Origin of the sequence: Allosphingosinicella sp., assembly GCF_036387615.1 — a bacterium.
Taxonomy (GTDB): domain Bacteria; phylum Pseudomonadota; class Alphaproteobacteria; order Sphingomonadales; family Sphingomonadaceae; genus Allosphingosinicella.
The window spans coordinates 32,678-57,510 of the sequence record NZ_DASVTH010000034.1; the positions used below are offsets into that span (position 1 = coordinate 32,678).

The 24,833-nt window shown below is 67.1% G+C and carries 30 protein-coding genes and 1 tRNA gene; 16 read left to right on the plus strand and 15 right to left on the minus strand.

The window, feature by feature from the left end; all coding sequences use genetic code 11:
• Positions 1 to 963: an ABC transporter ATP-binding protein gene (locus VF631_RS06880; protein ID WP_431849542.1), complete on the minus strand. Its 963-nt coding sequence runs from the start codon at positions 961 to 963 to the stop codon at positions 1 to 3.
• Between the two features lie 30 nt (positions 964 to 993).
• Here VF631_RS06880 and queG point away from each other — a divergent pair, with 30 nt between their 5' ends.
• Both queG and VF631_RS06890 read left to right on the plus strand, forming a co-directional pair.
• Positions 994 to 2,112 carry a tRNA epoxyqueuosine(34) reductase QueG gene (gene queG, locus VF631_RS06885; RefSeq protein ID WP_431849543.1) on the plus strand — a complete coding sequence of 373 codons (1,119 nt, stop codon included), beginning with the start codon at positions 994 to 996 and terminating at the stop codon, positions 2,110 to 2,112.
• A complete protein-coding gene (locus VF631_RS06890; RefSeq protein WP_431849544.1) occupies positions 2,094 to 2,441 on the plus strand; it encodes an endonuclease domain-containing protein in 348 nt (115 codons plus the stop codon). The genes queG and VF631_RS06890 overlap by 19 nt, the downstream gene beginning before the upstream one ends.
• A 30-nt stretch (positions 2,442 to 2,471) precedes the next feature.
• Here the strand turns inward: VF631_RS06890 and VF631_RS06895 are convergent, their stop codons facing one another.
• Positions 2,472 to 3,689 (minus strand): winged helix-turn-helix domain-containing protein, encoded by a 1,218-nt coding sequence (locus tag VF631_RS06895; protein WP_431849545.1) that lies wholly within the window; start codon positions 3,687 to 3,689, stop codon positions 2,472 to 2,474.
• Between the two features lie 196 nt (positions 3,690 to 3,885).
• On the opposite strand from VF631_RS06895, the gene recJ reads away from it, so the two are divergent.
• The 4 genes from recJ to murA all read left to right on the plus strand — a co-directional run bounded on the left by recJ (position 3,886) and on the right by murA (position 7,672).
• A complete protein-coding gene (gene recJ / locus VF631_RS06900) occupies positions 3,886 to 5,658 on the plus strand; it encodes a single-stranded-DNA-specific exonuclease RecJ (protein ID WP_431849607.1) in 1,773 nt (590 codons plus the stop codon).
• Positions 5,659 to 5,708: 50 nt separating this feature from the next.
• Positions 5,709 to 5,784, plus strand: a tRNA-Glu gene (locus VF631_RS06905).
• 91 nt (positions 5,785 to 5,875) lie between these two features.
• Entirely contained in the window at positions 5,876 to 6,229 is a 354-nt protein-coding gene (gene clpS, locus VF631_RS06910) for an ATP-dependent Clp protease adapter ClpS (RefSeq protein WP_431849546.1), read from the plus strand.
• 159 nt (positions 6,230 to 6,388) lie between these two features.
• The gene (gene murA, locus VF631_RS06915) at positions 6,389 to 7,672 is read left to right on the plus strand and encodes a UDP-N-acetylglucosamine 1-carboxyvinyltransferase (protein ID WP_431849547.1); all 1,284 of its coding nucleotides are present in this window, start codon (positions 6,389 to 6,391) and stop codon (positions 7,670 to 7,672) included.
• Positions 7,673 to 7,674: 2 nt separating this feature from the next.
• Here the strand turns inward: murA and VF631_RS06920 are convergent, their stop codons facing one another.
• The 5 genes from VF631_RS06920 to VF631_RS06940 form a co-directional block, all read right to left on the minus strand.
• Positions 7,675 to 8,199, minus strand: a complete 525-nt coding sequence (locus VF631_RS06920) for a GNAT family N-acetyltransferase (protein WP_431849548.1) — start codon at positions 8,197 to 8,199, stop codon at positions 7,675 to 7,677.
• A 5-nt stretch (positions 8,200 to 8,204) separates the two neighbouring features.
• Positions 8,205 to 9,560: an amidohydrolase family protein gene (locus VF631_RS06925; protein ID WP_431849549.1), complete on the minus strand. Its 1,356-nt coding sequence runs from the start codon at positions 9,558 to 9,560 to the stop codon at positions 8,205 to 8,207.
• Positions 9,561 to 9,575: 15 nt separating this feature from the next.
• Positions 9,576 to 11,759: a prolyl oligopeptidase family serine peptidase gene (locus VF631_RS06930; RefSeq protein WP_431849550.1), complete on the minus strand. Its 2,184-nt coding sequence runs from the start codon at positions 11,757 to 11,759 to the stop codon at positions 9,576 to 9,578.
• Between the two features lie 83 nt (positions 11,760 to 11,842).
• Positions 11,843 to 12,175 (minus strand): hypothetical protein, encoded by a 333-nt coding sequence (locus tag VF631_RS06935; protein WP_431849551.1) that lies wholly within the window; start codon positions 12,173 to 12,175, stop codon positions 11,843 to 11,845.
• 65 nt (positions 12,176 to 12,240) lie between these two features.
• Positions 12,241 to 12,606: a DUF1622 domain-containing protein gene (locus VF631_RS06940; protein WP_431849552.1), complete on the minus strand. Its 366-nt coding sequence runs from the start codon at positions 12,604 to 12,606 to the stop codon at positions 12,241 to 12,243.
• Between the two features lie 91 nt (positions 12,607 to 12,697).
• Between VF631_RS06940 and VF631_RS06945 the strand changes: the two genes are divergently transcribed.
• On the plus strand, positions 12,698 to 13,375 hold the full coding sequence (locus tag VF631_RS06945) for a protein-L-isoaspartate(D-aspartate) O-methyltransferase (RefSeq protein ID WP_431849553.1): 678 nt from the start codon (positions 12,698 to 12,700) through the stop codon (positions 13,373 to 13,375).
• 34 nt (positions 13,376 to 13,409) lie between these two features.
• On the opposite strand, the gene VF631_RS06950 is transcribed toward VF631_RS06945, so the two are convergent.
• Together VF631_RS06950 and VF631_RS06955 are read right to left on the minus strand one after the other, a co-directional pair.
• A complete protein-coding gene (locus tag VF631_RS06950) occupies positions 13,410 to 14,165 on the minus strand; it encodes a LytR/AlgR family response regulator transcription factor (RefSeq protein ID WP_431849554.1) in 756 nt (251 codons plus the stop codon).
• Positions 14,158 to 15,366 carry a sensor histidine kinase gene (locus VF631_RS06955; RefSeq protein WP_431849555.1) on the minus strand — a complete coding sequence of 403 codons (1,209 nt, stop codon included), beginning with the start codon at positions 15,364 to 15,366 and terminating at the stop codon, positions 14,158 to 14,160. The genes VF631_RS06950 and VF631_RS06955 overlap by 8 nt, the downstream gene beginning before the upstream one ends.
• Positions 15,367 to 15,537: 171 nt before the next feature.
• On the opposite strand from VF631_RS06955, the gene VF631_RS06960 reads away from it, so the two are divergent.
• Positions 15,538 to 15,792, plus strand: a complete 255-nt coding sequence (locus tag VF631_RS06960) for a hypothetical protein (RefSeq protein WP_431849556.1) — start codon at positions 15,538 to 15,540, stop codon at positions 15,790 to 15,792.
• Positions 15,793 to 16,103: 311 nt separating this feature from the next.
• The gene (locus VF631_RS06965) at positions 16,104 to 16,652 is read left to right on the plus strand and encodes a hypothetical protein (RefSeq protein WP_431849557.1); all 549 of its coding nucleotides are present in this window, start codon (positions 16,104 to 16,106) and stop codon (positions 16,650 to 16,652) included.
• Between the two features lie 85 nt (positions 16,653 to 16,737).
• On the opposite strand, the gene VF631_RS06970 is transcribed toward VF631_RS06965, so the two are convergent.
• Positions 16,738 to 17,730: a methyltransferase gene (locus VF631_RS06970; RefSeq protein ID WP_431849558.1), complete on the minus strand. Its 993-nt coding sequence runs from the start codon at positions 17,728 to 17,730 to the stop codon at positions 16,738 to 16,740.
• Positions 17,731 to 17,774: 44 nt separating this feature from the next.
• On the opposite strand from VF631_RS06970, the gene VF631_RS06975 reads away from it, so the two are divergent.
• From VF631_RS06975 to VF631_RS06985, 3 genes are all read left to right on the plus strand, one after another.
• Entirely contained in the window at positions 17,775 to 18,203 is a 429-nt protein-coding gene (locus tag VF631_RS06975; RefSeq protein WP_431849559.1) for an OsmC family protein, read from the plus strand.
• Positions 18,204 to 18,314: 111 nt separating this feature from the next.
• Complete coding sequence (locus VF631_RS06980) at positions 18,315 to 18,617, plus strand: glycine zipper 2TM domain-containing protein (RefSeq protein WP_431849560.1); 303 nt, start codon at positions 18,315 to 18,317, stop codon at positions 18,615 to 18,617.
• Positions 18,618 to 18,722: 105 nt separating this feature from the next.
• The gene (locus VF631_RS06985) at positions 18,723 to 19,574 is read left to right on the plus strand and encodes an MBL fold metallo-hydrolase (protein WP_431849561.1); all 852 of its coding nucleotides are present in this window, start codon (positions 18,723 to 18,725) and stop codon (positions 19,572 to 19,574) included.
• Positions 19,575 to 19,587: 13 nt separating this feature from the next.
• Here VF631_RS06985 and VF631_RS06990 read toward each other — a convergent pair whose 3' ends face one another.
• From VF631_RS06990 to VF631_RS07005, 4 genes are all read right to left on the minus strand, one after another.
• The gene (locus VF631_RS06990) at positions 19,588 to 20,250 is read right to left on the minus strand and encodes a hypothetical protein (RefSeq protein WP_431849562.1); all 663 of its coding nucleotides are present in this window, start codon (positions 20,248 to 20,250) and stop codon (positions 19,588 to 19,590) included.
• Between the two features lie 87 nt (positions 20,251 to 20,337).
• Positions 20,338 to 20,709 (minus strand): hypothetical protein, encoded by a 372-nt coding sequence (locus VF631_RS06995; RefSeq protein WP_431849563.1) that lies wholly within the window; start codon positions 20,707 to 20,709, stop codon positions 20,338 to 20,340.
• Between the two features lie 35 nt (positions 20,710 to 20,744).
• Complete coding sequence (locus tag VF631_RS07000; RefSeq protein WP_431849564.1) at positions 20,745 to 20,957, minus strand: hypothetical protein; 213 nt, start codon at positions 20,955 to 20,957, stop codon at positions 20,745 to 20,747.
• Positions 20,954 to 21,169 carry a hypothetical protein gene (locus VF631_RS07005; RefSeq protein WP_431849565.1) on the minus strand — a complete coding sequence of 72 codons (216 nt, stop codon included), beginning with the start codon at positions 21,167 to 21,169 and terminating at the stop codon, positions 20,954 to 20,956. The genes VF631_RS07000 and VF631_RS07005 overlap by 4 nt, the downstream gene beginning before the upstream one ends.
• Positions 21,170 to 21,317: 148 nt before the next feature.
• Between VF631_RS07005 and VF631_RS07010 the strand changes: the two genes are divergently transcribed.
• On the plus strand, positions 21,318 to 21,875 hold the full coding sequence (locus tag VF631_RS07010) for a ferritin-like domain-containing protein (RefSeq protein ID WP_431849566.1): 558 nt from the start codon (positions 21,318 to 21,320) through the stop codon (positions 21,873 to 21,875).
• A gap of 60 nt (positions 21,876 to 21,935) precedes the next feature.
• Here the strand turns inward: VF631_RS07010 and VF631_RS07015 are convergent, their stop codons facing one another.
• Positions 21,936 to 22,988 (minus strand): GNAT family N-acetyltransferase, encoded by a 1,053-nt coding sequence (locus VF631_RS07015; RefSeq protein WP_431849567.1) that lies wholly within the window; start codon positions 22,986 to 22,988, stop codon positions 21,936 to 21,938.
• A gap of 101 nt (positions 22,989 to 23,089) precedes the next feature.
• Between VF631_RS07015 and VF631_RS07020 the strand changes: the two genes are divergently transcribed.
• The 3 genes from VF631_RS07020 (at position 23,090) to VF631_RS07030 (ending at position 24,801) form a co-directional block, all read left to right on the plus strand.
• Entirely contained in the window at positions 23,090 to 23,560 is a 471-nt protein-coding gene (locus tag VF631_RS07020; RefSeq protein ID WP_431849568.1) for a DUF2721 domain-containing protein, read from the plus strand.
• A complete protein-coding gene (locus VF631_RS07025; protein WP_431849569.1) occupies positions 23,550 to 23,969 on the plus strand; it encodes a DUF4345 domain-containing protein in 420 nt (139 codons plus the stop codon). Before VF631_RS07020 ends, VF631_RS07025 begins: the two co-directional genes overlap by 11 nt.
• Before the next feature lie 277 nt (positions 23,970 to 24,246).
• Complete coding sequence (locus VF631_RS07030; protein ID WP_431849570.1) at positions 24,247 to 24,801, plus strand: hypothetical protein; 555 nt, start codon at positions 24,247 to 24,249, stop codon at positions 24,799 to 24,801.
• Positions 24,802 to 24,833 lie beyond the last annotated feature (32 nt).

The following is a 24,833-nucleotide window of genomic DNA, read 5'->3' on the forward strand; positions in this document are numbered from 1 at the left end:
TCAGGCGGCCTCCAGCTCGGGCTCGGCGTCCCGATCCATCTGGCGGGCGGCGGCCTCGCCGGCGATGGCGACGAAGGCGTCGTGCAGGCCCGGCCGCTCGATCGAGAGTTCCTCGATTCCGGCGCCCCCGTCGATCAGCGCGCGCAGCAGCGGCTCGATGCCGATTGCGGGCAGCTCGAAATGCCAGACCTCGCCCTCATAGCTCGCCTCGCGCGGCAGGGCGGCGCGCCACGGGCCGTCCACCGCCCGCGTGCGCAGCCGCACCTGGGGCCGCAGGCGGTCGCGCGCTTCGGCGACGCTGCCTTCGAAGCGGATACGGCCGCCGGCGATGATCGCGATCCGCTCGCACAGCCGCTCGGCGTGGGCGATGACGTGCGTCGAGAAGACGATGGTCGCGCCCGCCGCGGCCTCGGCGCGGATCAGTTGCTCGAGCCGGCCCTGGTTGATCGCGTCGAGGCCGGAGAAGGGCTCGTCGAGCACGATCAGCTTCGGGCGGTGCACGATCGTGCCGAACAGCTGCACGGTCTGCGCCATGCCCTTGGACAGGCTCTTGATCGGCTTGGCCACATAATCGCCAAGGCCGTTGTCGCGCAGCATCCCCTCGGCGCGCTTCTTGCCGACGTCGAGCGGCAGGCCGCGGAGCGCGCCCATGAATGCAATCGCGTCGCGCGTGGTCATGGCGGGGTAGAGGCCGCGCTCCTCGGGCAGGTAGCCGACGATATGCGCGGCATCGAGCGGACGAGCATGGCCGAGCAGTGTCCGCTCGCCCTCGTCCGGATCGATGATGCCGAGCAGCATGCGCAGCGTCGTCGTCTTCCCGGCCCCGTTCGGGCCGAGCACGCCGTAGATGCTGCCCTCCGGTACGGCGATGTCGATGCCGTCCACCGCCGGCTTGCCGTCGAAAGCCTTGCGCAGCCCCTTGGCTTCGATCGCGAGCCCACCCACTTTTTCTCTGTCCCCCATAGAGTTGCAAAGTGGTAGCGCCCGCTCGTGGTGACGACAAGCAAGCTTCGCGAACGACTGGAAGCGGAAGCCCGTGCGCTGGGCTTCGCGGCCGTAGGGGTCGCGCGGGCCGACGCGACTCCGAAAACGGCCGAGCGGCTGCGCGCGTGGCTCGAGGATGGCGCACACGGAGACATGATCTGGATGGCGGAAACGGCCGAGCGGCGCGGCTCGCCGGCCGCGCTTTGGCCGGAGGTGCGCTCCGTCATCTCCCTAGGCATGAGCTACGCGCCCGGCCGCGATCCGCTCGCGCTCGCCGGTGAGCCGGATCACGGCCGCATCTCCGTCTATGCGCAAGGCGCGGACTATCACGACACCGTCAAGAAGGCGCTGAAGGCGCTCGCGCGCTGGCTCGTGGCCGAGGCGGGATGCGAGCTCAAGGTGTTCGTCGACACGGCGCCCGTGATGGAAAAGCCGCTCGCCGAAGCGGCGGGGCTCGGCTGGCAGGGCAAGCACACCAATCTGGTCAGTCGCAAGGACGGCAGCTGGCTGTTCCTCGGCGCGATCTACACCACGCTGGACCTGGGCGCGGACACGCTGGAGGAGGACAGCCAGCACCGCGTCCATTGCGGCTCCTGCACCGCGTGCCTGGACGCGTGCCCGACAGGCGCCTTCCCCGCTCCGTTCCGGCTCGATGCACGGCGCTGCATCTCCTACCTGACCATCGAGCATAAAGGCCCGATCCCGCTCGAATTGCGGGAAGCGATCGGCAACCGCATCTATGGCTGCGACGATTGCCTGGCGGTCTGCCCATGGAACCGCTTCGCCGACGCCGCGCGGCGCAACCAAGCTTTTCTTCCCCGCGCCGAGCTCGTCGCGCCTGCCTTGGCCGATCTGCTCGCACTGGACGACGCCGGCTTCCGGCAGGTCTTCGCCGGTTCGCCGATCAAGCGGATCGGGCGCGACCGAATGGTGCGTAATGCGGCGATCGCTGCGGGGAATAGTGGGAACTCGGGATACGTTCCGCGCTTGCAAGAGCTCTCGGTCGATCCGGACCCGGTGGTCGCCGAAGCGGCATCATGGGCCCTCAGGAAGCTCGAGAATGAAGCCCTCTCCCCAGTGGGGAGAGGGTTGGGTGAGGGGGCTCCGAGGTGGCGAGAAAGCGCCTGACTTCTGTCGCGCGCAAGCTGCGAAGGGAGCGTACGGAAGCGGAGCTACGGCTATGGTCGAGTTTGCGGGATCGCCAGCTTGGCGGATACAAGTTTGTCGAGCAGTTTCCGATTGGCGATCATGTGGCCGACCTCGCGTGTCGCCGGGCGAAGCTGGTGGTGGAATTGGATGGGGGGCAGCATAGGGCTGAACTGGATGCGGAGCGGACGCGCGCTATCGAAGCGGCCGGATTTCGGGTGATCAGATTCTGGAACCATGATGTGCTCGGTAATGCGGACGGTGTGCTGGAGACGATATTGAGTGAGCTTCGGCTGGGTGGCGGCGAGTAGTTCAACGCAGGTTGACGAACGCCGAGCCCCTCACCCCAACCCTCTCCCCGCTGGGGAGAGGGGGCCAACGGCGGCCCTTAACTGCTCGTGGAGATCGCCCCGAGGCTCGACATGCACACCGCCGAGACCGAGCCACCCCGCCATCAACTCCAGCTCCGCCGCCAGCCGCTCGGCGCTCTCAGGCGGCGCGCCGGGCTCGCCCCAGGCGCTCTGGACGCGGAGCAGGCCCGCTTGCCGGTCGGCCTTCAAGTCCGCGCGGGCGACGATCGCCTCATCGAGCAGGAAGGGCAGCACGTAATAGCCATGCACGCGCTTCTCCGCGGGCGTGTAGATGCCGATCCGATAATGGAAGCCGAACAGGCGCTCGGCACGGGCGCGCTCCCAGATCAGCGGATCGAATGGGGCGAGCAGGGCGGCCGTGCGAACGCGGCGCGGGAGCCTGGCTTCAGCGTGAAGATAGGCGGGCTGCCGCCAGCCCTGGACCGAGACGCGGCGCAGCCTGCCCTCCTCGACGAGTTCGTCGAGGCGCGGCGTCGCTTCGGGCTTGAGGCGGAAATAGTCACGCAAATCCGCCGCGGTCGCGATCCCGAGCGCGCGGGCGCTTCGCTCCAGCAGCGCACGTTGCGCGTCCTGCTTGGGCGGCGTCGGAGCGGACAGGATGTGCGCGGGGATGACGCGCTCCGCGAGATCATAAACGCGCTCGAAGCTGTTTCGCCGGGTGCTGGCGGTGATCCGGCCGGACCAGAACAGCCATTCGAGCGCCGCCTTCGCATCGCTCCACTCCCACCAGCCGCTCCGGCCCCTGGCGCCCTCGAAATCCGAAGCCGCCAGCGGGCCTTGCGCTTCGATCCGGCGCAGGACCGCTTCCGCCTCGCCTCTTCGCTCGCCTGCAAAGGCGCGGAGCCGCGTCCACATGCCTTCGCCGCGGGCGGCGCGTTCCATCCGCCAGCGCAGCAGGGGGTGCAGTTCGAGCGGGAGCAGCGAGGCTTCGTGCGCCCAATATTCGAACAGCTGCCGCGGCCGACCCCACGCGGCGCGATCGAGCAGTTCGCGCGGATATGCTCCGAGCCGCGAGAAGAGCGGCAGGTAATGCGCCCGCGAGAGCACGTTGACGCTGTCGATCTGAAGCAGCTGCACCCGAGCGAGCACGCGGCGCAGGTGCCCGGCGTCGATCCGGCCCGCCGGGCGCGGCGCACCGAAGCCCTGCGCCGCCAGCGCGATCCGCCGCGCCTGGGCGAGAGAAACCATGTCCGGCATTATCTCGGGCCCTGACCCCATCTCGTCGCCCCGGACTTGATCCGCCGTCCACCTTACTTGCGTCGAGAAGAAGGTGGATGCCGGATCAAGTCCGGCATGACGATGGAAAACTCAACGGAATTCACCTGCTACACGTCGATACCGGATTCCCGGCAGGACTCCGCTGCTCTAGGCTGGACTGATGCTGATGACCTCAAGCCTCGTGCTCGGCGTGGAACGCTCGATCCTCGGCCAGCCCTGGCGTTGGCGCGGTGGTTCGGCGGACGGCAGCGATGCGGGTTTCCGGCCGGACGACCTGACCGATCAGCTGCTGCTCGCCCGCGGCGTCATTCGCGACGAGCTGGAGCGTCACCGCGCGCCGACGATCCGCGGCTTCATGCCGGATCCTTCGATCTTCCGCGACATGGACCGGGCGGCCGAGCGGCTCGCCGATGCGGTCGAGGCGCGCGAGGCGGTCACGATCTTCGGCGATTACGATGTCGACGGCGCGACCTCCGCGGCCTTGATGATCCGCCTGCTGCGCCAGCTCGGCTGCGACCCGCAAGCCTATATCCCCGACCGGCTGATGGAGGGCTATGGTCCGTCCGGCGAGGCTCTGGTCCGGATCGCACAGGGCGGAGCGAGCCTGATCGTCACGGTGGATTGCGGGGCGCAGGCTTTCGAGGCCCTCGCGGCCGCTCGCGCGGCCGGAGTCGACGTCCTGGTGGTCGATCACCACCAATGCGCCACGGCGCTCCCTGCCGCCCTGGCGCTGGTCAACCCGAACCGGCTCGACGAGGCCGACGAGGCCGCCGCGCATGGCCACCTCGCCGCCGTCGGCGTGTGCTTCCTGCTGGGGGCTGCCTTGCTCCGGACGTTGCGGGCGCGCGGCTTCTTCGCGAGCCGTCCGGAGCCGCGGCTCGTAGACCTGCTCGATCTCGTCGCGCTGGGCACGGTGGCGGATGTCGCGCAGCTGCGCGGGCTCAACCGCGCATTCGTGACGCAGGGGCTCAAGGTCATGGCGGCGGGGCGCAATGTCGGTCTTTCGGCCCTCATCGCCGCGGCGCGGCTGACCAAGGCGCCGAGCTGCACCGATCTCGGCTTCGCGCTTGGGCCGCGCATCAATGCCGGCGGGCGTGTCGGCAAGTCGGACCTGGGCGTGCGGCTGCTCACCAGCGAGGACCCGGCCGAGGCCCAAGTGATCGCAGCCGAGCTCGACCGGTTGAACGAGGAGCGGCGCGGCATCGAGGCTTCGGTCTGCGAGGCCGCCGAGACAATCTGCAAGGCGCAGGGCGAGCGTTCGGTCGCTGTGGTCTCGGGCGAGGGCTGGCATCCCGGCGTGATCGGGATCGTCGCAGGCCGCCTCAAGGAAAAGCTCGGCCGCCCCGCGATCGTGGTGGCGATCGGCGAAGACGGCACCGGCAAGGGCTCGGGCCGCTCGATCAGTGGCGTGGATCTTGGCGCCGCGGTGCTGGCAGCGAAGGAAAGCGGTCTTCTCGTCGCTGGAGGCGGGCACGCTATGGCCGCGGGGCTCACGGTGCAGCGCGATAGGATCGAGGCCTTGTCCGACTTCCTGGAAGAGCGGCTTGCCGCCGACATCGCCCGAAGCCGCGGCGGCCAGGCGCTGCTGCTTGATGCGGTACTCGCGCCCGGCGGCGTCTGCCCGGACCTTTGCGACGCGCTGGAGGCGGGCGGCCCATACGGCGCGGGCTGGCCGGCGCCGCGGATCGCGGCCGGCCCGGTCCGGATCATCAAGGCGGACGTGGTCGGCAACGGCCACCTTCGCGTGATCGTGGCGGGCGATGACGGCCGGCGCATCAAGGCGATCGCCTTTCGAATGGCGCAAAGCACGCTGGGCGCCGAGATGCTGGCTGCGCCGACGCACCGCAAATTGTGGGTCGCCGGCCGCATCAAGCGCGACGACTGGGGAGACCGGCCCGCAGCCGAGTTGCACCTGGAGGACGCGGCCTGGGCCGACTGAGGACGGGTTGACCCCCTGCCCGCCCTTGCCTAAGTGCGGCCGCGCTAGCCGGCCCCTTCGTCTAGCGGTCTAGGACGCGGCCCTTTCACGGCTGAAACACGGGTTCGATTCCCGTAGGGGTCACCAACTCTCACGGTCGAAACACTTCGGTTTCTGGCGCGTAAACCACGCCTGACTCTTGCCGCACGGTAAGCGGATGTCATATTTAGGCGCTGCCATGTCGACGACTGATTTGCCCATCACGGCTGCCGGGGACCGCAAGGACGACGAGGGCGGACCGGGCCTTGGCGTCGCCACCCGCACGCGCACCCGCACGAAGACGCCTTCGCCCTACAAGGTGCTGATGCTGAACGACGATTACACGCCGATGGAGTTCGTCGTGCTGGTCCTGCAGAGCATCTTCAAGATGGACATCGAGGATGCGACGCGGGTGATGCTTCACGTCCATCAGCGCGGCGTCGGGGTGTGCGGCATCTTCAGCTACGAAGTCGCCGAGACCAAGGTGCAGCAGGTCATCGATTTCGCGCGGGAGAACCAGCACCCGCTGCAATGCACGCTGGAAAAGGCCTGAGGTCCGGCGCCCTTCGAGACGCCGCTTCGACAAGCTCAGCGGCTCCTCAGGGTGAGCGGTTTGGCTTTGTTTCGCTCATCCTGAGGAGGGACTGAGCTTGGCGAAGGCCCGTCCCGAAGGGCCGCTTGCGCGGATCAGCTAAAGTCTTAAGAACTCGACATGGATCGCATCATCATCACCGGCGGCAAGCCGCTCAAGGGCCGCATCCCGATTTCGGGCGCCAAGAATGCCGCGCTGACGCTGCTTCCTTGCGCCCTGCTCACGGACGAGCCGCTTACGCTGCGCAACCTGCCGCGGCTCGCGGACGTGGACGGCTTCGGGCATCTGCTCAACCAGCTCGGCGTCTCGATCACTGTGGAAGGCTCCAAGCCCGACGAATTCGGCCGGGTGATGACGCTGCGCGCGTCCAACATCGCCTCAACGGTCGCCCCCTACGATATCGTCCGCAAGATGCGCGCCTCGATCCTGGTGCTCGGGCCGCTGGTGGCGCGCGCGGGAGAGGCCACGGTGTCGCTGCCAGGCGGCTGCGCGATCGGCATGCGCCCGGTCGACCTGCACCTGAAGGCGCTGGAGGCGCTCGGCGCGGAGCTCGAAATCGCGGCCGGCTATGTCAAGGCCAAGGCGCCGCCCGGCGGCCTCCGCGGGGGCGAGATTCGGTTCCCGATCGTCTCCGTCGGCGCCACGGAAAACGCGCTGATGGCGGCGGTGCTCGCCAAGGGCACCACCGTGATCGAGAATGCGGCGCGCGAGCCGGAGATCACCGATCTCGCCAAATGCCTGATCGCGATGGGCGCGAAGATCGACGGTCTGCGCACCGACACGCTGACGATCGAAGGCGTCGACGAGCTTCACGGCGCCACTTACGCCGTCATGCCCGATCGAATCGAGGCCGGCAGCTATGCCTGCGCGGCGATGATCACCGGCGGCAGCCTGGAGCTGGTCGGCGCGCGCAAGGAGACGATGCCGTCGATCTTCTCCGGCCTGCAGGATGCCGGCGCGATCATCGAGGACACGGCCAGCGGGATCAGGGTCAGCGCGGATGGCGGCATCAAGCCGCTGTCGCTGGCCACCGCGCCCTTTCCGGCCTTTCCTACCGACATGCAGGCCCAGTTCATGGCTATGCTGAGCCTCGCCAACGGCACCAGCCTGCTCACCGAAACGATTTTCGAGAACCGCTACATGCACGTGCCCGAGCTCAACCGGATGGGCGCGGATATCGAGGTGCGCGGCCGCTCCGCCGTGGTCCGGGGCGTCGAGAAGCTGCACGGGGCTCCGGTCATGGCGACCGACCTGCGCGCCTCGATGAGCCTTGTCCTCGCCGGCCTCGCCGCCGAAGGCCAGACCGAGGTCAACCGCGTCTACCACCTCGACCGCGGCTATGAGCGGCTGGAGGAGAAGCTGCAGGCCGTCGGCGCCGACATCGAGCGCGCCGGGGCCGGCTGAGGCTATACTTCTCGAGCGTAGCGCATCAGCTCATCACCGCCCTTGTAGCGCGACAGGCCGATCGGCTCGTAGCCGAGCCTGGCGGCGACGCTTACGGAAGCCGCGTTGCCCGTGGAGATCATGCACACCGTTCGCCGAATGCCCAGATTGGCATCGAACCAGGCGAGCACTGCCCGCATCGCCTCACCTGCATAGCCGCGGCCCCAATGCTGCTGGGCGATTATCCAGCCGGCCTCCGGTTCGCCCTCGAAAGGCGGGTCGAGGTCCCGCTCCAGGCGGAACAGGCCGCAATTGCCGATGTAATCGCCGCTTCCCCGCTCGAGCACCGCGAATGTGCCATAGCCGAACAGGTGCCAGCTCGCGACCGAAGTGAGCAGGCGCTTGTAGCTTTCCTCGCGACTGGGCTCTCCGCTCAGGAACGCCCGTGTCTCCGGCGCAAGGGTGAGCCCGTGAAGCGCTCCGAAATCTTCGATCCCGTGCGGGCGCAGGAGCAGCCGAGGGCTCCCGAGCGTCGGGCCGCTAGTCACCCCGTTCAGTCCACCTCGGTGAGTTGGCGCTCCCCGCCGAGCTTGTGGACGCGGCCGTGCTTCATCACGAACTGCATGTTTTCAAGCAGGCGGACGTCGGCGAGCGGGTCGCCGCGAACGGCCACGATGTCGGCGTCCTTGCCTGGCGCGATCGTGCCGACGCTGTTCGATCGGTCGATCAGCGCAGCGGCGTCGACGGTCGCGGAGCGGATCGCCGCTGCGGGGGTCATCCCGTTGCGCACCATGAGGGCGAACTCCTGGGCGTTGTCGCCGTGGCGGGCGACACCCGCATCGGTCCCAAACGCGATCCTGACGCCCTCCCGAACGGCGCGGGCGAAGCTCTTCTCGGCGTTACCCGCTGCCTCCTGCGCCTTCTGGTACTGAGCGGGCGTCAGCGCTCCCCGGCGGCCGTCGGCCAGCGCCGCGGCGGGGGCGAGCAAGGTCGGCACGTAGTAAGCGCCGCTCTGCTTGTAGAGCCGGAAGGTTTCGTCATTGGTGAAGGTGCCGTGCTCGATCGAATTGACGCCGGCCTTGAGCGCGGCATTGACCCCGTCGGCTCCATGAGCGTGCGCGGCGACCCGGCGGCCGAAGCTGCGCGCCGTCTGCACCACCGCCCTGATCTCGTCGTCCATCATCTGCTGGGCCAGCCCGCCCGGCACGTTGGACAGCACGCCGCCGCTCGCCGCAATCTTGATCACGTCGACGCCGAACGAGATCTGGTTGCGCACGGCGCGGCGGCAATCGTCGGGGCCGTTGCAAGTGTTGATGTCCCGCTGGGCTGCGATGTCGGCAAGGTCCCGGTTCTGGCCGTTGCGGGGATCGCCATGGCCGCCCGATACGGAGATGCCGGTTCCCGCCGCGACGATGGTCGGCCCGGGGAACATGCCGCCCTCGATCGCGTCGCGCAGCGTAGTGACGAGGCGCGGATCGTTGCCGAGGTCCCGCACCGTCGTGAAGCCCGCCAGCAAGGTCCGCTTGGCGTGCATCTGCGCCGTGAAGGCCGCGTCTTCGTAATCACGGCTGCTGGCCTGGAGCCGTGCCTGGATGCGGTCGTCGAGGCTGCCGCGGAAGTGGACGTGCATGTCCATCAGCCCCGGCATGACCGTGTGATCGCGAAGGTCGACGACACGCGCGCCGGGGATGTTGACGTAACCGTTGCGGACCTCGGCGATCCGGCGCCCCCGTACGATCACGCTCGCCTCCCGGCGCGGCGACCGTCCGGGCTCCGCGAGCAAAGTCCCGGCGTGGATCACCGTGACCGGCTCAGCGGGCGTTGCAGCCTGCGGGGGCGATGACTCCTGCCCCGTCGCTCCCGTCGCGCAGACCAGCGCCAGCAGCGCCGCACCGATGATCCGCTTCATTGATGCTCCCCCGTCTTACTTGCTCGCCGTCTGAATCCCGCCGACCCGCATGCCGGTATGGGCCGCGATGAACGCCCACATGTCGGCATATTCCTCGATGATCTTCTCGGTCGGCTTGCCCGAGCCGTGGCCCGCGCGGGTTTCGATCCGGATCAGCTTGGGCTGCTGGCCGGTGTTGGCGGCCTGGAGCGCGGCGGTATATTTGAAGCTGTGGCCGGGAACGACGCGATCGTCGGTGTCGGCCGTGGTCACCAGCACCGCCGGATAATCCGCGCCGGAGCGGATGTTGTGGTAAGGCGAATAGGCCAGCAGCGTCCTGAAATCGGCTTCACGATCGGGGTAGCCGTAATCGTCGACCCAGTAGCGGCCGGCCGTCCAGCGGTTGAAGCGCAGCATGTCCATGACGCCCACGGCCGGAAGCGCGGCCGCGAAAAGGTCCGGGCGCTGGTTGATGACCGCGCCGACGAGAAGCCCGCCGTTGGATCCACCCTGGATGGCCAGCTTGTCCTTGGACGTGATCCCCTCGCGGATCAGATACTCGCCGGCCGAGATGAAATCGTCGAACACGTTCTGCTTCTTGGCGAGGCGGCCGGCGTCATGCCACGCCTTGCCATATTCGCCGCCGCCGCGGATGTTGGCGAGCGCGAACACGCCGCCCTGCTCCATCCAGGCGATGCGGGTCGCCGAGAAACCCGGCAGCATAGACGCGTTGAACCCGCCATAGCCGTAGAGCAGAGTCGGATGCGGCTTCTTCATATCGAGATCGCGCTTGTGGACCACGAACATCGGTACGCGGGTCCCGTCCTTGGAGCGGTAGAAGCGCTGGCTGACCGTGTAATCTTCCGGCTTGAACGCGACCTGCGGCTGCGCCCAGGTGGTCGTTGCGCCGGTCGCGCTGTCGTAGCGGTAGATCGTCGTGGGCGCGTTGAAGCTCGAATAAGCGAAGAAGGTCTCGCTGTCGTCCGCGTCGCCTGAAAAACCGCCCGCCGTGCCGATGCCGGGCAGCTTGACCTTGCCCGTCGGTCGGCCGTTCAGATCGAAGGTGCGCACCTCGGTCTTGGCGTCGACGAGGTAGGACGCGATCAGTTGCTTGCCGACAATCGACGCGCCGCCCAAAGTCGCCTCGTCCTGGGCGACGAGCTGCTTCACCTCCAGCCCGGGCCGGCCGATGTCGGTCGAAACGATACGAAGCCGCGGCGCTTCGGTGTTGGTCGACCAGTAGAAGGTGTCGCCGACATTGCCGATATAGTCCCACTGGTTCTGCAGGCCCGTGACCAGCTTGCGAGGTGTCGCGGCCGGGCGGGTGAGATCGATCAGGGTCACGTCGTAGCGCTCGTCGGTTCCTTCCGACGAGGTGACGATCAGCCAGCGGCCGTCATCCGAGACCTGAGCGACATTGCTGAGCTTGGGCCGCCCCTGATCGGCATAGATCAGCTTGTCTTGCGCTTGCGCAGTCCCGAGCCGGTGAAAATAAACCGTGTGGTTCTCGTTCAGCGACTGAAACTGTTCGGCGGCCTTGGGCTCGGGGAAACGGGAATAATAGAAACCCGATCCGTCCTTGGCCCAGTCGATGTTGCCGAACTTCGCCCACTTCACCTCGTCGGGAAGAACGCGGCCGGTATCGGCATCGAGCACGCGAAGCACCCGCCAATCCGTCCCGCCTTCCTGCACCGAGTAAAGCAGCCGCTTGCCATCCTCCGAAGGCGTCCATTCGGCGAGCGCGGTGGCACCGTCCTTGGACCAGGTGTTGGGATCGATCAGCATCCGGGGGGCGCCGTTCAGGCCCTCGCGGACGTAGAGAACGCTTTGGTTCTGAAGCCCCGTGTTGCGGGAATAGAAGTAACGGTTGCCTTGCTTTTGCGGGATGCCGAACCGCTCGAAATTGTAGAGCTCACGAATGCGCTGCTCGAACGTCGCCCGTCCGGGCAGCGTCGCCAGGTAGGAATTGGTCAGCGCATTCTGCTGCGCGACCCAGGCCGCCACCTTGCTATCCTCGCGCACGTCCGCTTCGAGCCAGCGATAAGGATCGGCGACCGCCGCTCCGAACTGATTCTCCACCACGTCCTGACGCTGGGTCGCGGGATAGACGATCGAGGCGCGGGGCGCCGCAGCGGGCGGAGCCGCGGCCTCTCGGCGGGCCGTCTGATTCATCGTGCAGGCAGAGGAGGCGAGAAGCAGCAGGATAGCGGCATGGCGCATGGCGAACCTTCGGGGCAAAGGGCTGGTCCCGCCTCTATAGCGCCCGCTAAGCGATTGAGAAGCGTGCGACCAGCCGGATTGGATCAGTCCTTCTGCTTGCCGCCCTCGGTCTTGCCGGCGGCGCTGTTGGAGTTGCCGCCCAGGCCCTGCTCACCAAGCTGCTCGCCGCCATGATAGGCGATGTCGGTCTGGCCGCCATGCCCCATGAACCCGCCGCCTTCAGGCTTCTTGCCGGTGTGCGGGTTCGGGTAGGCGCCTCCGCCCGAATCGCCACCGCCCGCCGCAGCCATCCGGCCGTTGAACTCGGCGACCGATTCCGGGTTGCCGCGCGCGAGATCGCCGGCCTCGCCATGACTTAGCGGATTGTCGGGCGAGTCGGTGGTGGAATTTGGCGTCTCGGGGTTGGATTTGGCCATCGGTCAGGTCCTTGTGTGTCGTTGCCAGGTTCAACGCGGCGACGGGGGTGAGGGTCCCGATTGCGTCAGTTCCCGCGCGGCTCCGCTCCTCGCTGCCACGGCCAGCGCCCTTCGATCTCCACTTCGAGCGAGAAGCTCAGGAAGGTGCGGATCAGCACGATTCCGGCAAGCACCGCGAGGCTGTCGAGGGTGGGCTCGATCGCGACCGTGTTGACGATGTCGGCCGCGACGAGGAATTCCAGGCCGAGCAGGATCGAGCGCCCGAGATCGGAGCGAAAATCCCCGATCGCCCGTTCCTTGTCGCGCCGGACGAGCAGCCGGCGGATGAAAAAGGCCAAGGCGAGCGTAGCGCCGACGACAATGATGGCGATGCCGACCACCTCGATGGCACGGCCGATCCAGTGAATGCCCGCTTCCAGCCGTTCGTCCATAGGGGAGCAACGAGGCGCGGCGGCCTTGGTTGCGGAACGGAACCGAGCGCCCCGCCGGGCACTTGAGGCTGAAGCGAGAGGGACGCCGCCGATGAAGCCGATGACCGAGAAGCACCTGGCGGTTTTCCGACGCCACATGGTGGAGGTCGTCGACCTGCATTTCGACCTGGCAAGCGATGAAATTGGCAAGGAGGAGCTCGACCCGGATGTGCGGGAGGCGATGCTGCGCGTGCCGCGACACCTGTTCGTTCCCGGGCAGCTTGCAGCCCTTTCTTATCATGACGGGCCGCTGCCGATCGGCTTCGACAAGACCATCTCGCAGCCCTTTATCGCCGCGCTCATGCTGGACATGCTGGAGGTGCGGCCCGGGCACCATATCCTGGAGGTCGGCACCGGGCTTGGCTACCAGGCGGCATTGCTGGCATCGCTCCGCGCAGACGTCTGGAGCGTCGAAGTGGTCGAGGAATTTGCTGGCGAGGCGAGCCAGCGTCTCCTCCAGCTCGGTTTTCAAAATGTCCGGGTGCGCGTCGGCGACGGCTCGCGTGGCTGGCCGGAGCATGCGCCGTTCGATCGGATCCTCGTCACCGCCGCCGCGAAAACCCCGCCGCAGGCGCTTTTCGACCAGCTCAAGCCGGGCGGCCGCATGGTCGTGCCGCTCGGAGGCAAGGATGTGCAGCAGCTCAGCGTGGTGACGAAGGGCACGTTCGGGCAGACGGAGACCAGGGAGGTCATGGCGGTCCGGTTCACCCAGCTCGAGACCGCGGCCTAGCCGGCGAGGAGCAAAAAAAGCCGGCGCCGGGCGATTACCGCCCTTTTCCGGCAAGCTCCTTGGCGTTGTGCAGATACAGCCGCCCGATCTTCTGCTCCTCCCCGTCCGGAAAGCGCGCGTACCAGCGCCCGGTGTCGTCGCGGCGCAGGCCGGAAACATAGTCCCGGCGAACCATCGCCGAGCGGTGGATGCGGACGAACTGCGCCGGATCGAGCTCCTCTTCGAGCTTGCCGATCGTGTGGTTGATCAACCAGCTGCGCTTGCCGGAGTGGAGCCGCATATAGTCGCGCTCGGCGCTGATCCGGTCGATGTCGCGCGCGGCCAGCCGAACGAGACCGCTCGACTCCGAAACCCAGAACTCCTCCAGGTGGCGTGGCGAGGCGGCAGGCGGGCGTGGTTCGCTTGCCCGCTTATCCAGTCGCTCGCGCACCCGCTCGATCGCGCGGACGAGGCGCTCGGGCGTGACCGGCTTCATCAGATAATCGACGGCTTCCACGTCGAAGGCTGCGACGGCGAAGGTATCGAAGGCGGTTACGAAGATGATGAGCGGCGGCTTGGCGAAGCGGCCGAGCGCGCGGGCGACATCGATCCCGTCCCGGCCGGGCATGGCGATGTCGAGCAAAACCGCGTCCGGGGTCACGCCATCGGCCATGCGCAGCGCCGCTTCGCCGTCCGAAGCGGTGCCGACCAGGCTGACGCCATCGATCCTGGTGAGCAGGATCTGCAGCCGCTCCACGGCGAGAGGCTCATCGTCGACGACGAGCAGCCGAAGCGGCCGGTCCTCAGCCATTTCGCACCAAGGGCATGGTCAAGATCACGCGATAACCCCCCGTCTCGATCGGCCCGAACTGACATTCGGCGGCGCCGCCAAAGCGCGCCGAAAGGCGTTCGCAGACATTCGTCAGCCCTACGCCGGTGCCGTGATCGTCCACCTGATCGGCGGGATCGGCATCATTTTCAATGGTCACTCTCAGCCGCCCCTCTTCCTGGGCGGCGTGGATCGACAAGGTGACCTCCTGCTTGGCGCGAGCGACGCCATATTTGATCGCATTCTCGATGACCGGCTGAAGCAGCAAGGCCGGCATCCGCGCACTGAGCAATTCGTCCGGAATCTCCGTCTGCACATTCAGCCGGCTCGGGAAGCGGGCCTTCTCGATGTCCAGATAGAGCATCTGAAACCGAATCTCCTCGGCCAGGCTGACGTCGGAGGTCGGATCCACAGCGAGCGTCGAACGGAAGAAGTTGGACAGGCTCAGGATCATCCTCTCCGCCTCGTCCTCGCGGCGGCTCATGATCAAGGAGGACAGCGAGTTGAGCGTGTTGAACAGGAAGTGCGGATTGACCTGGTAGCGCAGCGCCCGGAGCTGGGCGGACTGGGCCGCACGTTCGAATTCGGACGCCCGTCGCTCGGCGTTGCGCAACTGGCTTCCCGCGCTCATCGCCACGTAGAAGGAGGCCCAGGCGGCGAAGAAGAAATACCAGGTGACCGCTCCGTCTGCGATGAGACGCGGCGCCTGCTGCCTAAGCAGGTCGCGCGTCCACGGCAGCTGTACCGTCACAGGACTGCGAGAGTCGCGGCGCAGTATGCGCAGTTCGCCGCTCCCCGACCGGTTGATTGTCAACCCGTCGCGCGCCCGTTCCGCGACGTTGCGGCTGACCAGCGGTTCTTGCACGAAGAAGGCGTTGAAGTTGAACAGCGAGAAAAGAAAAGCCGCCGGGACGCTGGCGATCGCGGCGACGATCGTCATCCTCTTCAGCCCGCTGTTACGGGCGAAGAAGCGAAGCGCCGCGTAGACCCCGAAGGTGAGAATGATTCCAATAACGATGCCAGCAGTTCTGCGGCTGAACATCTCGCCCACACCGTGGCCGATCACCAGCGCACGCAACATCATCGTCACGAAGTAAAAGAACCAGAAGCCCAGGATGGACTTGATGGCCAGCGGCAGGTCGTGGAAGCGCCCGGACGGGCGTGGCAGGATGATCGAGGCCATTGGCCAATGCCTTAGCGCCTCGAACGCCGGCTCGCAGAGCGGAAAATGCGGTTTGCAGATCAGGCGCGGCGTTTCGTCGAAATGCGGACCCACTCCGCGTCTAATCTTCCGCGGATCGCCCGGCCCTTCTGCACGTTGCTCGAACGAAGCGAGCGTTCAAAGGAGGCAAGCATGGCGCAAGGCAAGGACCAACTGGTCGACGAAGGTCTGATGGAGAAGATGTCGGTCGCCCCGCCCGATCCCGAGGCCGATCGGAGCCAGGAGGATCCCTCCGTTGGCGGCGCTCAAGGCGGAGGGAGCCTGATGCAGAAGCTGACGGACCATCCGGGCGAGCATCGGCTCGACCAAGATACGGCGTTGGACGCGCCCCCGCCCGGGGAGTCGGGAGTTGCCGACGAGGACCCCCTTTCCGCGCACCCGACCTGAGTTGTCGAGGCGGGAGGCAAGCCGGATGGCGGTCGCAAGGCGCTCTCGTGAAATCGCCCTTTGGCCGGCTCCATCATGTTTTTGTGGACCAGCCGCCTGCATGATCGCGCGCCTGGGCATCCGCGCCGGCTGCGGCTTTCCTCATGTTGCCGCTATGTGACAGTCGGACGGCCGCCGATCCCACTCTCACGAATTCCGTTGCAGGGCGGCCGGTTTCCTGATTCATTCCTTAATGGGGAGCGGGGATACGGTTAAGCCCTTGGTAAGTGGTTGGGGCGCATGATCTTCGCTGTGGTAAAAGGAGTGGGGTCATGGCGACGAATACGAAGCCAGCGGACGGGGCGCTGACTTTAGCCGAAATGAAGGAATTCGCGAGCTTCGGGAAAGGCACGCAGCGTTACATCCGGCGCTCGCTGGACGTGGGGCTCGGCCGCCGCGACGCGATCAAGCGCTGGTCGCGCGACGTGGGCGAAGCCGCCAGCATTCGTGCCCAGGCGCGCACCTATCAGCGTCTCGATCACATCCGCGACTATGTTCCGGACGACAGCGGTCTCGACGCGATGGAGCCCCTGATGGGCCCGCTCGTCACCATGACCGCCTTCGACCTCGGCCAGGATCGGCTGCCGGACTTCGCCTCCTATCGCTTTCTTTACGAGCGGCTGATCGGCGCCTGCGTGCGGCCGTGGCTGCCGGGCGCCTTTTGCGCCGCGGCCGCCCTGCCGCACCTGCATCCGGAACGGCGCCGCATCCTGCTGCAGTCGATCAGCGAAGCGGCCGCTACCGCCCCCGGCTGGTCCAACCGTGAGCCGGTCTTCTACCCGGAATGGGTCGAGAAGGTGGACGTCGCGGTCGCGGGCTGACGGGACTGCCTCTTCGGCATTGGCAGGAAGCAATCCAGAGACTCGGAAGATCGCTGGATTGCTTCGCTGCGCGCCCAGCGACGATTCACTCGGCTGATTTCTCCACCACGGCCCCGATCGCCGCGATCCGCTCCACGCCGGCATAAGCCGGCTTCTCCAGCTCCTCCCCAAACACGTCCGGATCGAGCTCGCGATAGCGCAAGGTACATCCGAGGGCCGGAAGCTCCCGCTCCAGCGCCTCCCGCAGTTCGTCCCTCCCTTCGACCATGGCTACCCCAGTGTAGAGCAGCACGCGCCCGCCGGGCGCGAGCCGCCGCGCGCCGTTCAGCGTCCAGTCCAGCGAGACTCGCGCACCGTGCATGTCGCCGCCGTCGCGATAGGTGCGGCCTTCGGAGTCGATCATATAGGGCGGATTGGCGAGCACCACGTCCGGGCCCTCAGGTACATCCTCGATGCCGCAGCCCTCGACGAGCTCGGCCGACACGCCGGCATCATGCGCGTTGACGGCGGCAAGGCGCAGCGCCGCGGGGTTTGCGTCGAGCAAGGTGATGCGTGCTTGTGGAACCAGGGGCGCAGCCATCAGCCCGCCGACCCCGGCGCCGGCGCCGACGTCGACCAGCCTTCGCACCCCGTTGCTCGCCAGTTCAGCCTGCACGAACGCCACGAAGCGATAGCTGTCGGGTCCCAGGAAGACAGATTGGTCGTCGACAGTCGGGTAAGCGGAGTGGAGGAAGAGATGCCCGTCCATGCTGGATACGCGGACCCTGCTCTTGAGCATGTTGCCATGCTCTTCCACCGCATCGGCCTGTTCGAGGCTGGCGAGCATCTCCCGCGGCAGCAGGTCCGGCTCGAACGGCAGGCTCCATCCGAACACGTCGCGTAAGGTCCGCGCCCCCTGCTTGTCCGGCCGCGCGATGACCCGTGCATGGGTGGCGGGAGTTGGGGAAACGAACCGGTAGCTGCGCGCCCGCAGATCGGAAAGAAGCGCCGCTAGCGCGGTCTGGCCTTGGTCGAGCAGGGGATTGTCCTTTCCATGGTGCCCCCCGGTGATCGGCGGCGGGCGCTTGACGAAACCCAATCCGCGTGAGGTGGGTTCTGCCGCCAAACACACAAGGAGCCGCCATGTTCACACGCACCGCATCGGCCCGCTATGTCGGGCTCGGGAAAGACGGCAAAGGCTGGGTCCCCACCCAGTCGGGCGTCCTCAAGGATCAACCATATAGCTTCACGACCCGGTTCGGCGAGGAGCCCGGCACCAATCCGGAAGAACTCGTGGCGGCCGCGCACGCCGCCTGTTTCACCATGGCCCTGTCCTTCGCGCTCGCCCGTGAGGGGCTGGAAGAAGGCACGCTCGAGACGACGGCGCGCGTCAAGCTCGAGAAAGATGGGGAGGGCTTCAAGGTCAGCCGGTCCGACCTGGCGCTGGAGGCGATGCTGCCCGGGATCGATCCGGCCCGCTTTGCTGAATTGGCGGAGGAAGCCAAGGCGAACTGCCCGATTTCAAAGCTGTTCAATGCGGAGATGACCCTGGAGCACCGGCTGGCCGACTGATCGCTGGCTTACCGGCTGAACGCCACCCTTCCCGCTTGTTGTTTTGGGTTCATGCAACCGCTGTCACAAGTGCGGCGTTTCTCGTCTGTGTTTTTCAAGAAGGACAGTTCCATGCGTAAAGTTGCTCTTGCTTTCGCCGCCGCGTCGATGACGCTGCCGGTGGTCGCCCTCCCGACGGCGGCTGAGGCCCAAGGCTATTACCAGGGTAAGACCTGGCGCGGTTCCGACGGCCGCCTGCGCTGCCGTCGCAGGAACGGCACCACCGGCCTGATCGTCGGTGGCGCTGCCGGTGCGCTTGCCGGTCGGGCGATCGATGGTGGCCGCAATCGCACGGTCGGCACCATTGCCGGCGCTGCGGCGGGCGCCCTGCTTGGTCGCGAGATCGACAAGAGCCGCGGCTTCCGCTGCCGCTGAGTACCGCCGCAAGGCCTGTAACCGCGTAAGAAAGGCGGGGCGTCTGAACAAGGCGCTCCGCTTTTCGTTTGGGCTGGACGTTTCCGACGAAGGAGTGTCCGGCCGATGCGAATTCACCATCTCAACTGCGGCACGGATTGTCCGGTCGGAGGACCGCTGTTCGACGGGCGCAGCAAGGGGCCGCTCGGCCATCTGGTCTGTCATTGCCTGCTCATCGAAACGGATGCGCACGGCCTGGTCCTTGTCGACACCGGCTACGGGCTAAAGGACGTCGATCATCCGCATCAGCCGCCCGAGCATCGCATTCCAAAATTCTTCCGAGCGCTGAACGGCATCGTCTTGCGCGAACAGGACACAGCAATTCGCCAGATCGAAGCGCTCGGCTTCAAGGCAGGCGACGTGCGCCACATCGTGCTCTCGCACCTGGATTTCGACCATGCGGGTGGCCTGGAGGATTTCCCGCAGGCGACCGTGCACCTGATGGAGGAGGAGTGGAGCGCCGCGACCGGTCCGCGGACCGGGTTCATCCCGCGCAGGCGCTATCGCCCCCGCCAGTTCAACGAGGTTCGCAACTGGCGGCGCTATAGCGGCCAGGGCGAGCCCTGGTTCGGGTTCGAGACCGCGCGCGATCTGGACGGACTTCCGCCGGAGATCCTGCTGGTCCCGCTGCCAGGCCACACCTGGGGCCATGCCGGGGTGGCGGTCCGGAACGAGGCTGGCTGGCTATTCTATGCTGGCGACGCTTATTTCTACCGCGAGGAAGTCCGTAACGCGAAACGCAGATGTACGCCCGGCCTGCGCTTCTATCAGACGATGATGGAGACCGATCGAGCGCTGCGCATCCAGAACCTGGAGCGCGTCCGCCACCTCTCGGTCGAGCATCGGAGCGACGTGCGCGTCTTTTGCGCGCATGACGTGGTCGAACTGGAGCGCTGCCAGGCCGGGCAGCCGTTATAGCCGATAGACCTGCCTAAGCGCCCGCGTTCGTGGCGGCTCCGCCCTTCTTGCGGCCGCCTTTCTTGCCCGAACTTCCGCTCGAGCCCTCGCCGGTGGTCTTTGCCTTGCCGCCACCGGCTTTGCCGCTGCCGCCGCCCGCCGCCTTGCCACTGCTGCTCGCAGCCGAGCGTTGCGTTCCGCCGCCGCCGCGTTCCTTGCCGGCGCTGGACGCCCCGCCGCCGCTTCGGGGTGTGGAGAGCGGCAGTTCGGCTTCATTCGCCTGCTGGCCGGCACCGGTCTCACCGGGCGATCCTCCGGCGCCTGAGAACATTTTCTGGAATGACTCGGTAGCGGCCGAAACGAGCGCGGCGCCGATACGTCGGGCATTCTCCGCCGCCTCCTCCGTGGCATCGGCCACGCCCGAGGCGGCCTTGCGGGCGCTGTCCCGAGTCTTCTGATTTGCGGTGAGCGCTGCGGCGGCCGTCACCAGGCCGGCGGCAAGCATGCTGCGCGCGATCGGATTGTTGGCGAGTTCGACGGCCTTTTCCCCGAACTCACGAAGCGATGCGGGAATTCGATCGGTGCCGGACGACTGACCGTCCTGGCCGGCGTTCGACGCGCCTTGCGTATACCCGTTCGACGGCGGAGCTGACCCGTCGCCGGCCTTGCCGCCCTTGCTTGACTTGCCCTTGGCCATTCGGAATCTCCAGCTCTCCGTATCGCAGACGAAACGAGATTCGTCGCGACGGGTTCCATTCGGTCGCTCACGTCAGGCTTGAGCGGATCAGGCTTCGACCTCGGCGTCGAAACTGCTCTGGCCACGGTCCTGATGAGCCTGCTGATCCTGAAGGAACTCGTCCGCCTCGGCCGTCTGCTCGGCGTCCCGTTGGTCTGCCGGGCTCTGCTCGATGTCGATGTCATCGGCCGAGCGCCCTCCGCCCTGTTGCGCGTCGAACGCCGCGCCGCGATCCAGATCCTGGCCGCTTCCGTAACCGCTCTGCGCGCCGCCATAGGGATTGTCCTGGCCCTGGTGGTTGGCCTGGTTCTGGGCATTGCCGTAGCCGCCGGTGCCGCTGCTTCCGCCGGGGGTGCGCTGGTCGCTCGCGCCGGGGCCGCCGCCTGCCTGGGTGCCGCCGGTCGGGATTTCGTTCGCCATCTTTATCTCCTGATCGCTGTTCGAAGGAACGAACGTCAGGCGCTTTGCGGCGGTTCCTCAGCGCCGGGACCCCGGCCGAGATCGTCATAGCGATAACGCTCGCCATCCGGGTTCTCACCAGTCGGATCGGGGGTAACGACCGGACGGGGATCATCGCCGCGGCCCTTGGCACGTTCGAGATCCTCCGGGATCTCGTTATGCCGGGCCTCGTCGCTGCCCGGGAGCGGATGGCCGCTGCCCCCGCTCACTGGTCCGGCCCCTCGTCTGCATTGGGCCGACGCTCTGCTTCATCGATCGGCTTCGGGCCGCCCATCGCCTTGCGGCCGCCACCGCCTTGATAGGCTTGATCGTCATAATCTTCGCCCGGATTGCCATTGCCGCCCGCGCCCGAGCCGCTGCCATGAACCTCCCCGGTCTCCCGGTCGACGCTGGCCCGCTGGCCGCGCTCCCTCTCGATCATGATCCAAAACCTCCTCTTTTCAAAAGCGTGAACGCCGGTCGCATCGCGCCCGTTCCGATCCCGCTATTTTGTGAGTTCAGCGGGGCAACCCTTCCCGTTTTCGAGGCGTTACGTGACGGGCCTCAATACCCTCAAAGGAGATTTCTTTATGCTCGAACCCGATCCCATGGGCGGTGGCAGCGCTCGCTCGGCCGGCGGCAGCTCGCACGACATTTCGGTTCTGAACGGCCTCATCGAGACCACGATCGACAGCGTGGACGGCTATCGCCGCTCGGCGCAGGAAGCGACCAACAGCCGTTTCAGCTCCGCCTTCCTGGAGCGCGCCAACGAGCGTGAGCAGGTCGTTTCCCAGTTGCGCGACGCGGTTCGCTCGATGGGCGGCAATCCGGAAGATGACGGCAGCGTCCTTGCCGCCGCCCATCGCGCATTCCTGTCGCTGCGCGACAAGGTGACCGGAAGCGACGACACGGCCGTGATCGCCGAGGTCGACCATGGCGAGACCTACCTCGCCAACAAGTGGGAAGCGGCGCTGAAGGATGACGGGTTGTCGCAGCAGACCCGTAGCCTCATCCAGCAATGCTATGATTCCGTTCGCGAGGGCCGCGACACCTTCCGGCGCTTGCACGAGGACATGGCGGGAACGACCGGCGCCGGGGGCCTCGGCTCCGGCGGCTTGGGCGGCACGACCGGCGGCTCGACCTACTGACAGCATCAACCTGCAAGGGGGCGCGCCGGTGAAGGCCGGCGCGCCTTTTTGCGTTCGGAGCTAGCGCCAGAAGCGCCGGATCAATGCCGCCGCCAGACGGCTGCGCACGAACAGATAATCGAGGATGTCCGGCCCCGGTGTCTCGCCCATCACACCCTTATGCCCGCCATCTCCGGCGCCATCGTCCAGCATGGCGATGCCGCGCTCGGCCGCATCCATGTAGGTGCGATAGCTGACGAGCTTGCCCGGGCTATGCTTGGCGAAGCGGCGGTCGTAGCTGGTCGCGATGCAGTAGCGGGTGCGGCCCGCCTCGATGCCGAAGCTGAACGCAGCCGGGGCGCCGCCGACTTCGAGCAGGCCGACATGCATCATGCCCGCCAGCTCCGGATCCGCCGCGGCCCGCTCCCAGATCCCCCGCTGGCGCGGATTGCAGAATTTCGCGTCGGCGCCCGGCTCGTCGCCGATCCAGCTCGCCTGTTCCACCGCGGCGAGTTGGTCGAACAGCGCCGGCGTCCAGTCCGCCCCGGACAGAAAACGCCAGTTGAGCGGGCCATGGCCGGCCAGGTGCTTTTCGTGGAAGCGGTTCTTCTTCAGCGTCGAGGCGCGGGGCCAGGGCCCGGCGGCGCGGGCCGCGACGATTTCGAGGGTGAAGCTGATCGCTATCCTGCGCTTCAGCACCGTCCAGCCGCCCTGAGCCGCGACGCCAACCAGCCGCGATGCGGTCGGGTCGTCCGCGTTGACAGGGCCGAGCCGCCAGGCTCGCCCAAGCGCCCGTCGCGCGGCGGAGCTGGCGAAGATCGACGCGAGCTCGCCGTCGGTCGCCTCCCGGGCGACAGGGAAGCTGCGGACCGGCCAATAACTGCCGGGGATTGCGCGAATGCCGAGTAACCGCGTTGCGGCTGCCACGGTCGGCAAGGCGGCAAGGACGCGGCCGTCAGGCCGGGTCGCCACCAGGGTAAGAGGATTTCGCCCCCCTGCAGCCGCGAACCAGGCGCGGCGAAGAAAGGCGTGCCGCGGATCGGCCGCCTGCGCGACTTGGTCGATGACGGCGGCAAAGCCAGGCACGACCTCGACAGTGATCGCCCGCGCGGGCTTCAGGGGAATGTGGAGCACGCGAGCCGCCTCTTTCAGTCGCCCTTTTTCCTACCTGCGAAGGTTGAGGATTTGGTCAATCGCGGTTGACGAGGCGGGCAGCGCGCCCGAACAGGCTCGCCATGACCGCACCGCACGTCCCGGAAATCGCCCAGATCATCCAGCTGGCGATTGCGCCGGTGTTTCTGCTGGTCGGGATCGGCGGGTTGCTGAACGTCATGGCCGGCCGGCTTGCCCGCATCGTCGATCGGGTGCGCGCGCTCGAACTCGATGTGCTGGTGGCCGACGAGGCCAGGCGCCGCGATGAAATCGGCGAGCTCGCCGTGCTCGCCCGGCGGATGGTGATCTGCCACTGGGCAATCGCGCTTTGCACCGTCTCGGCGATGCTGGTGTGCGTGATGGTGATCGTCCTGTTTCTCGCCAGCATCGGCGCGCTCGACTTCGGGATTCCGGTGGCCTTGCTGTTCATCGCGGTCATGTCTGCCCTGACGCTGGGGCTCAGCCTGTTCCTGTGGGAGATCAACATCTCGACCCGGGTGGTCCGCGTGCGCGAGGAATATGTGCGCGCGGCGAGAAGCCTCCATGGCTCCTGAGACCGAGAAGAAGCTGCTTCAGGGTGCGACCGCGCTCGCCTGCCTCGTGCCGCTATCGATGGGATTGCAGAGCGTTGTCGAGAGCGCCTCGGTGCTTCGCGGCGTTCGCGAGCCGATACCGATCGATCTCGACAGCCACTTTCGCTACCTGTCGGGGCTGCTGCTCGGCGCCGGGCTCGTCTTTCTCGCCTGCCTGCCGCGGATCGAGCGGCGCAGGCCGGTGTTCCTGGCGCTGGGCGCGATCATCCTGGTGGGCGGCCTGTCGCGCCTGCTCTCCCTTGTCCAGAATGGCTGGCCCAGCGACGGGCACCGCTTCGGCCTGGTGATGGAACTGGCCGTGGTTCCGGCGATCGTGCTGTGGCAGAGCCGCGTGGCGCGGCGCTTCGAAGCGCGGGCCCAGAAAAGTTGAAGGGCCGCCGGGCACTTGCCCGACGACCCCTCTAACATGGCCAGCGGCCGGAAGCTCCAGCCCGGAAGACTACAGGAAAGCCTTAGGCTTTCATCCCCCGAACGAGCAGACCCGACCCCCTTGCTGAACCATGAGACATCGGATCACCTCCTTTCGCTTGTTGAAGATGAGCTGAGTATGAGTCGGGCCGACTCGGCGATCAAGACTTGTTTTCAACTAAGTTGGGGATAACATCTTCCGCTCGCGCCGGGGCCTCGCCTCGGCTCTGTCGGGGGCCGTGGTCTTGCGCCTTTTGTTCGCGCCAGCTTTGCTGCTGCTGCTGCCAGCCTGCGCCAGCCAGACACAGGAGGTGCTGCCGCTTTCGCGCGCCATCGTCGGCGCGAGCCAGATCGCCAGGATCGAGATCATCCTCCAGCCGACCGCCCAGCCCGCCGTTGCGGCGCTCGATGGGCGTGCGGAGACGAGCGGCGCACAAGGTCCGGCAGCTCAGTCGTTCAAGCCAATGCTGGAAGCGGCGGTCCGCGAAGCGGCGCTTCGCTCCGGCCTGAACAGCGGGCGCACGCTGCGGCTGGTGCTCGATATCGACGCAATCGAGGTGCAGGGCACGGGCGCGGCCTTGTTCGGCAGGGCGGACCGCCTCGCCGGCACCGTCTACGTTCGCGATGCGCAGAACGGCGCCGCGCTCGGCCAGCTTTATGTCGATGTGGGCGGCGGCAGCGCCGGCCCGATCGCCCTCGCCATTCGCGGCGGCGGCGTACGCGAGCGGCTCGCCCGGGCCTTCGCCGATCGGGTGGCGGGCGCGCTCAGCGGGCGCAAGCCGCCAAGTTATTGACAATGCAAAACTCCTCTCGCAGTCTTGCCGGG

Excerpts from the sequence above, each read along its gene's own strand:
- VF631_RS06880 (WP_431849542.1), bottom strand. The coding sequence starts at position 963 with ATGGGGGACAGAGAAAAAGTGGGTGGGCTCGCGATCGAAGCCAAGGGG.
- VF631_RS06895 (WP_431849545.1), bottom strand. The coding sequence starts at position 3,689 with ATGGTTTCTCTCGCCCAGGCGCGGCGGATCGCGCTGGCGGCGCAGGGC.
- recJ (WP_431849607.1), top strand. The coding sequence starts at position 3,886 with ATGACCTCAAGCCTCGTGCTCGGCGTGGAACGCTCGATCCTCGGCCAG.
- clpS (WP_431849546.1), top strand. The coding sequence starts at position 5,876 with ATGTCGACGACTGATTTGCCCATCACGGCTGCCGGGGACCGCAAGGAC.
- murA (WP_431849547.1), top strand. The coding sequence starts at position 6,389 with ATGGATCGCATCATCATCACCGGCGGCAAGCCGCTCAAGGGCCGCATC.
- VF631_RS06925 (WP_431849549.1), bottom strand. The coding sequence starts at position 9,560 with ATGAAGCGGATCATCGGTGCGGCGCTGCTGGCGCTGGTCTGCGCGACG.
- VF631_RS06930 (WP_431849550.1), bottom strand. The coding sequence starts at position 11,759 with ATGCGCCATGCCGCTATCCTGCTGCTTCTCGCCTCCTCTGCCTGCACG.
- VF631_RS06935 (WP_431849551.1), bottom strand. The coding sequence starts at position 12,175 with ATGGCCAAATCCAACCCCGAGACGCCAAATTCCACCACCGACTCGCCC.
- VF631_RS06940 (WP_431849552.1), bottom strand. The coding sequence starts at position 12,606 with ATGGACGAACGGCTGGAAGCGGGCATTCACTGGATCGGCCGTGCCATC.
- VF631_RS06945 (WP_431849553.1), top strand. The coding sequence starts at position 12,698 with ATGAAGCCGATGACCGAGAAGCACCTGGCGGTTTTCCGACGCCACATG.
- VF631_RS06950 (WP_431849554.1), bottom strand. The coding sequence starts at position 14,165 with ATGGCTGAGGACCGGCCGCTTCGGCTGCTCGTCGTCGACGATGAGCCT.
- VF631_RS06955 (WP_431849555.1), bottom strand. The coding sequence starts at position 15,366 with ATGGCCTCGATCATCCTGCCACGCCCGTCCGGGCGCTTCCACGACCTG.
- VF631_RS06960 (WP_431849556.1), top strand. The coding sequence starts at position 15,538 with ATGGCGCAAGGCAAGGACCAACTGGTCGACGAAGGTCTGATGGAGAAG.
- VF631_RS06965 (WP_431849557.1), top strand. The coding sequence starts at position 16,104 with ATGGCGACGAATACGAAGCCAGCGGACGGGGCGCTGACTTTAGCCGAA.
- VF631_RS06975 (WP_431849559.1), top strand. The coding sequence starts at position 17,775 with ATGTTCACACGCACCGCATCGGCCCGCTATGTCGGGCTCGGGAAAGAC.
- VF631_RS06980 (WP_431849560.1), top strand. The coding sequence starts at position 18,315 with ATGCGTAAAGTTGCTCTTGCTTTCGCCGCCGCGTCGATGACGCTGCCG.
- VF631_RS06985 (WP_431849561.1), top strand. The coding sequence starts at position 18,723 with ATGCGAATTCACCATCTCAACTGCGGCACGGATTGTCCGGTCGGAGGA.
- VF631_RS06990 (WP_431849562.1), bottom strand. The coding sequence starts at position 20,250 with ATGGCCAAGGGCAAGTCAAGCAAGGGCGGCAAGGCCGGCGACGGGTCA.
- VF631_RS06995 (WP_431849563.1), bottom strand. The coding sequence starts at position 20,709 with ATGGCGAACGAAATCCCGACCGGCGGCACCCAGGCAGGCGGCGGCCCC.
- VF631_RS07005 (WP_431849565.1), bottom strand. The coding sequence starts at position 21,169 with ATGATCGAGAGGGAGCGCGGCCAGCGGGCCAGCGTCGACCGGGAGACC.
- VF631_RS07010 (WP_431849566.1), top strand. The coding sequence starts at position 21,318 with ATGCTCGAACCCGATCCCATGGGCGGTGGCAGCGCTCGCTCGGCCGGC.
- VF631_RS07020 (WP_431849568.1), top strand. The coding sequence starts at position 23,090 with ATGACCGCACCGCACGTCCCGGAAATCGCCCAGATCATCCAGCTGGCG.
- VF631_RS07025 (WP_431849569.1), top strand. The coding sequence starts at position 23,550 with ATGGCTCCTGAGACCGAGAAGAAGCTGCTTCAGGGTGCGACCGCGCTC.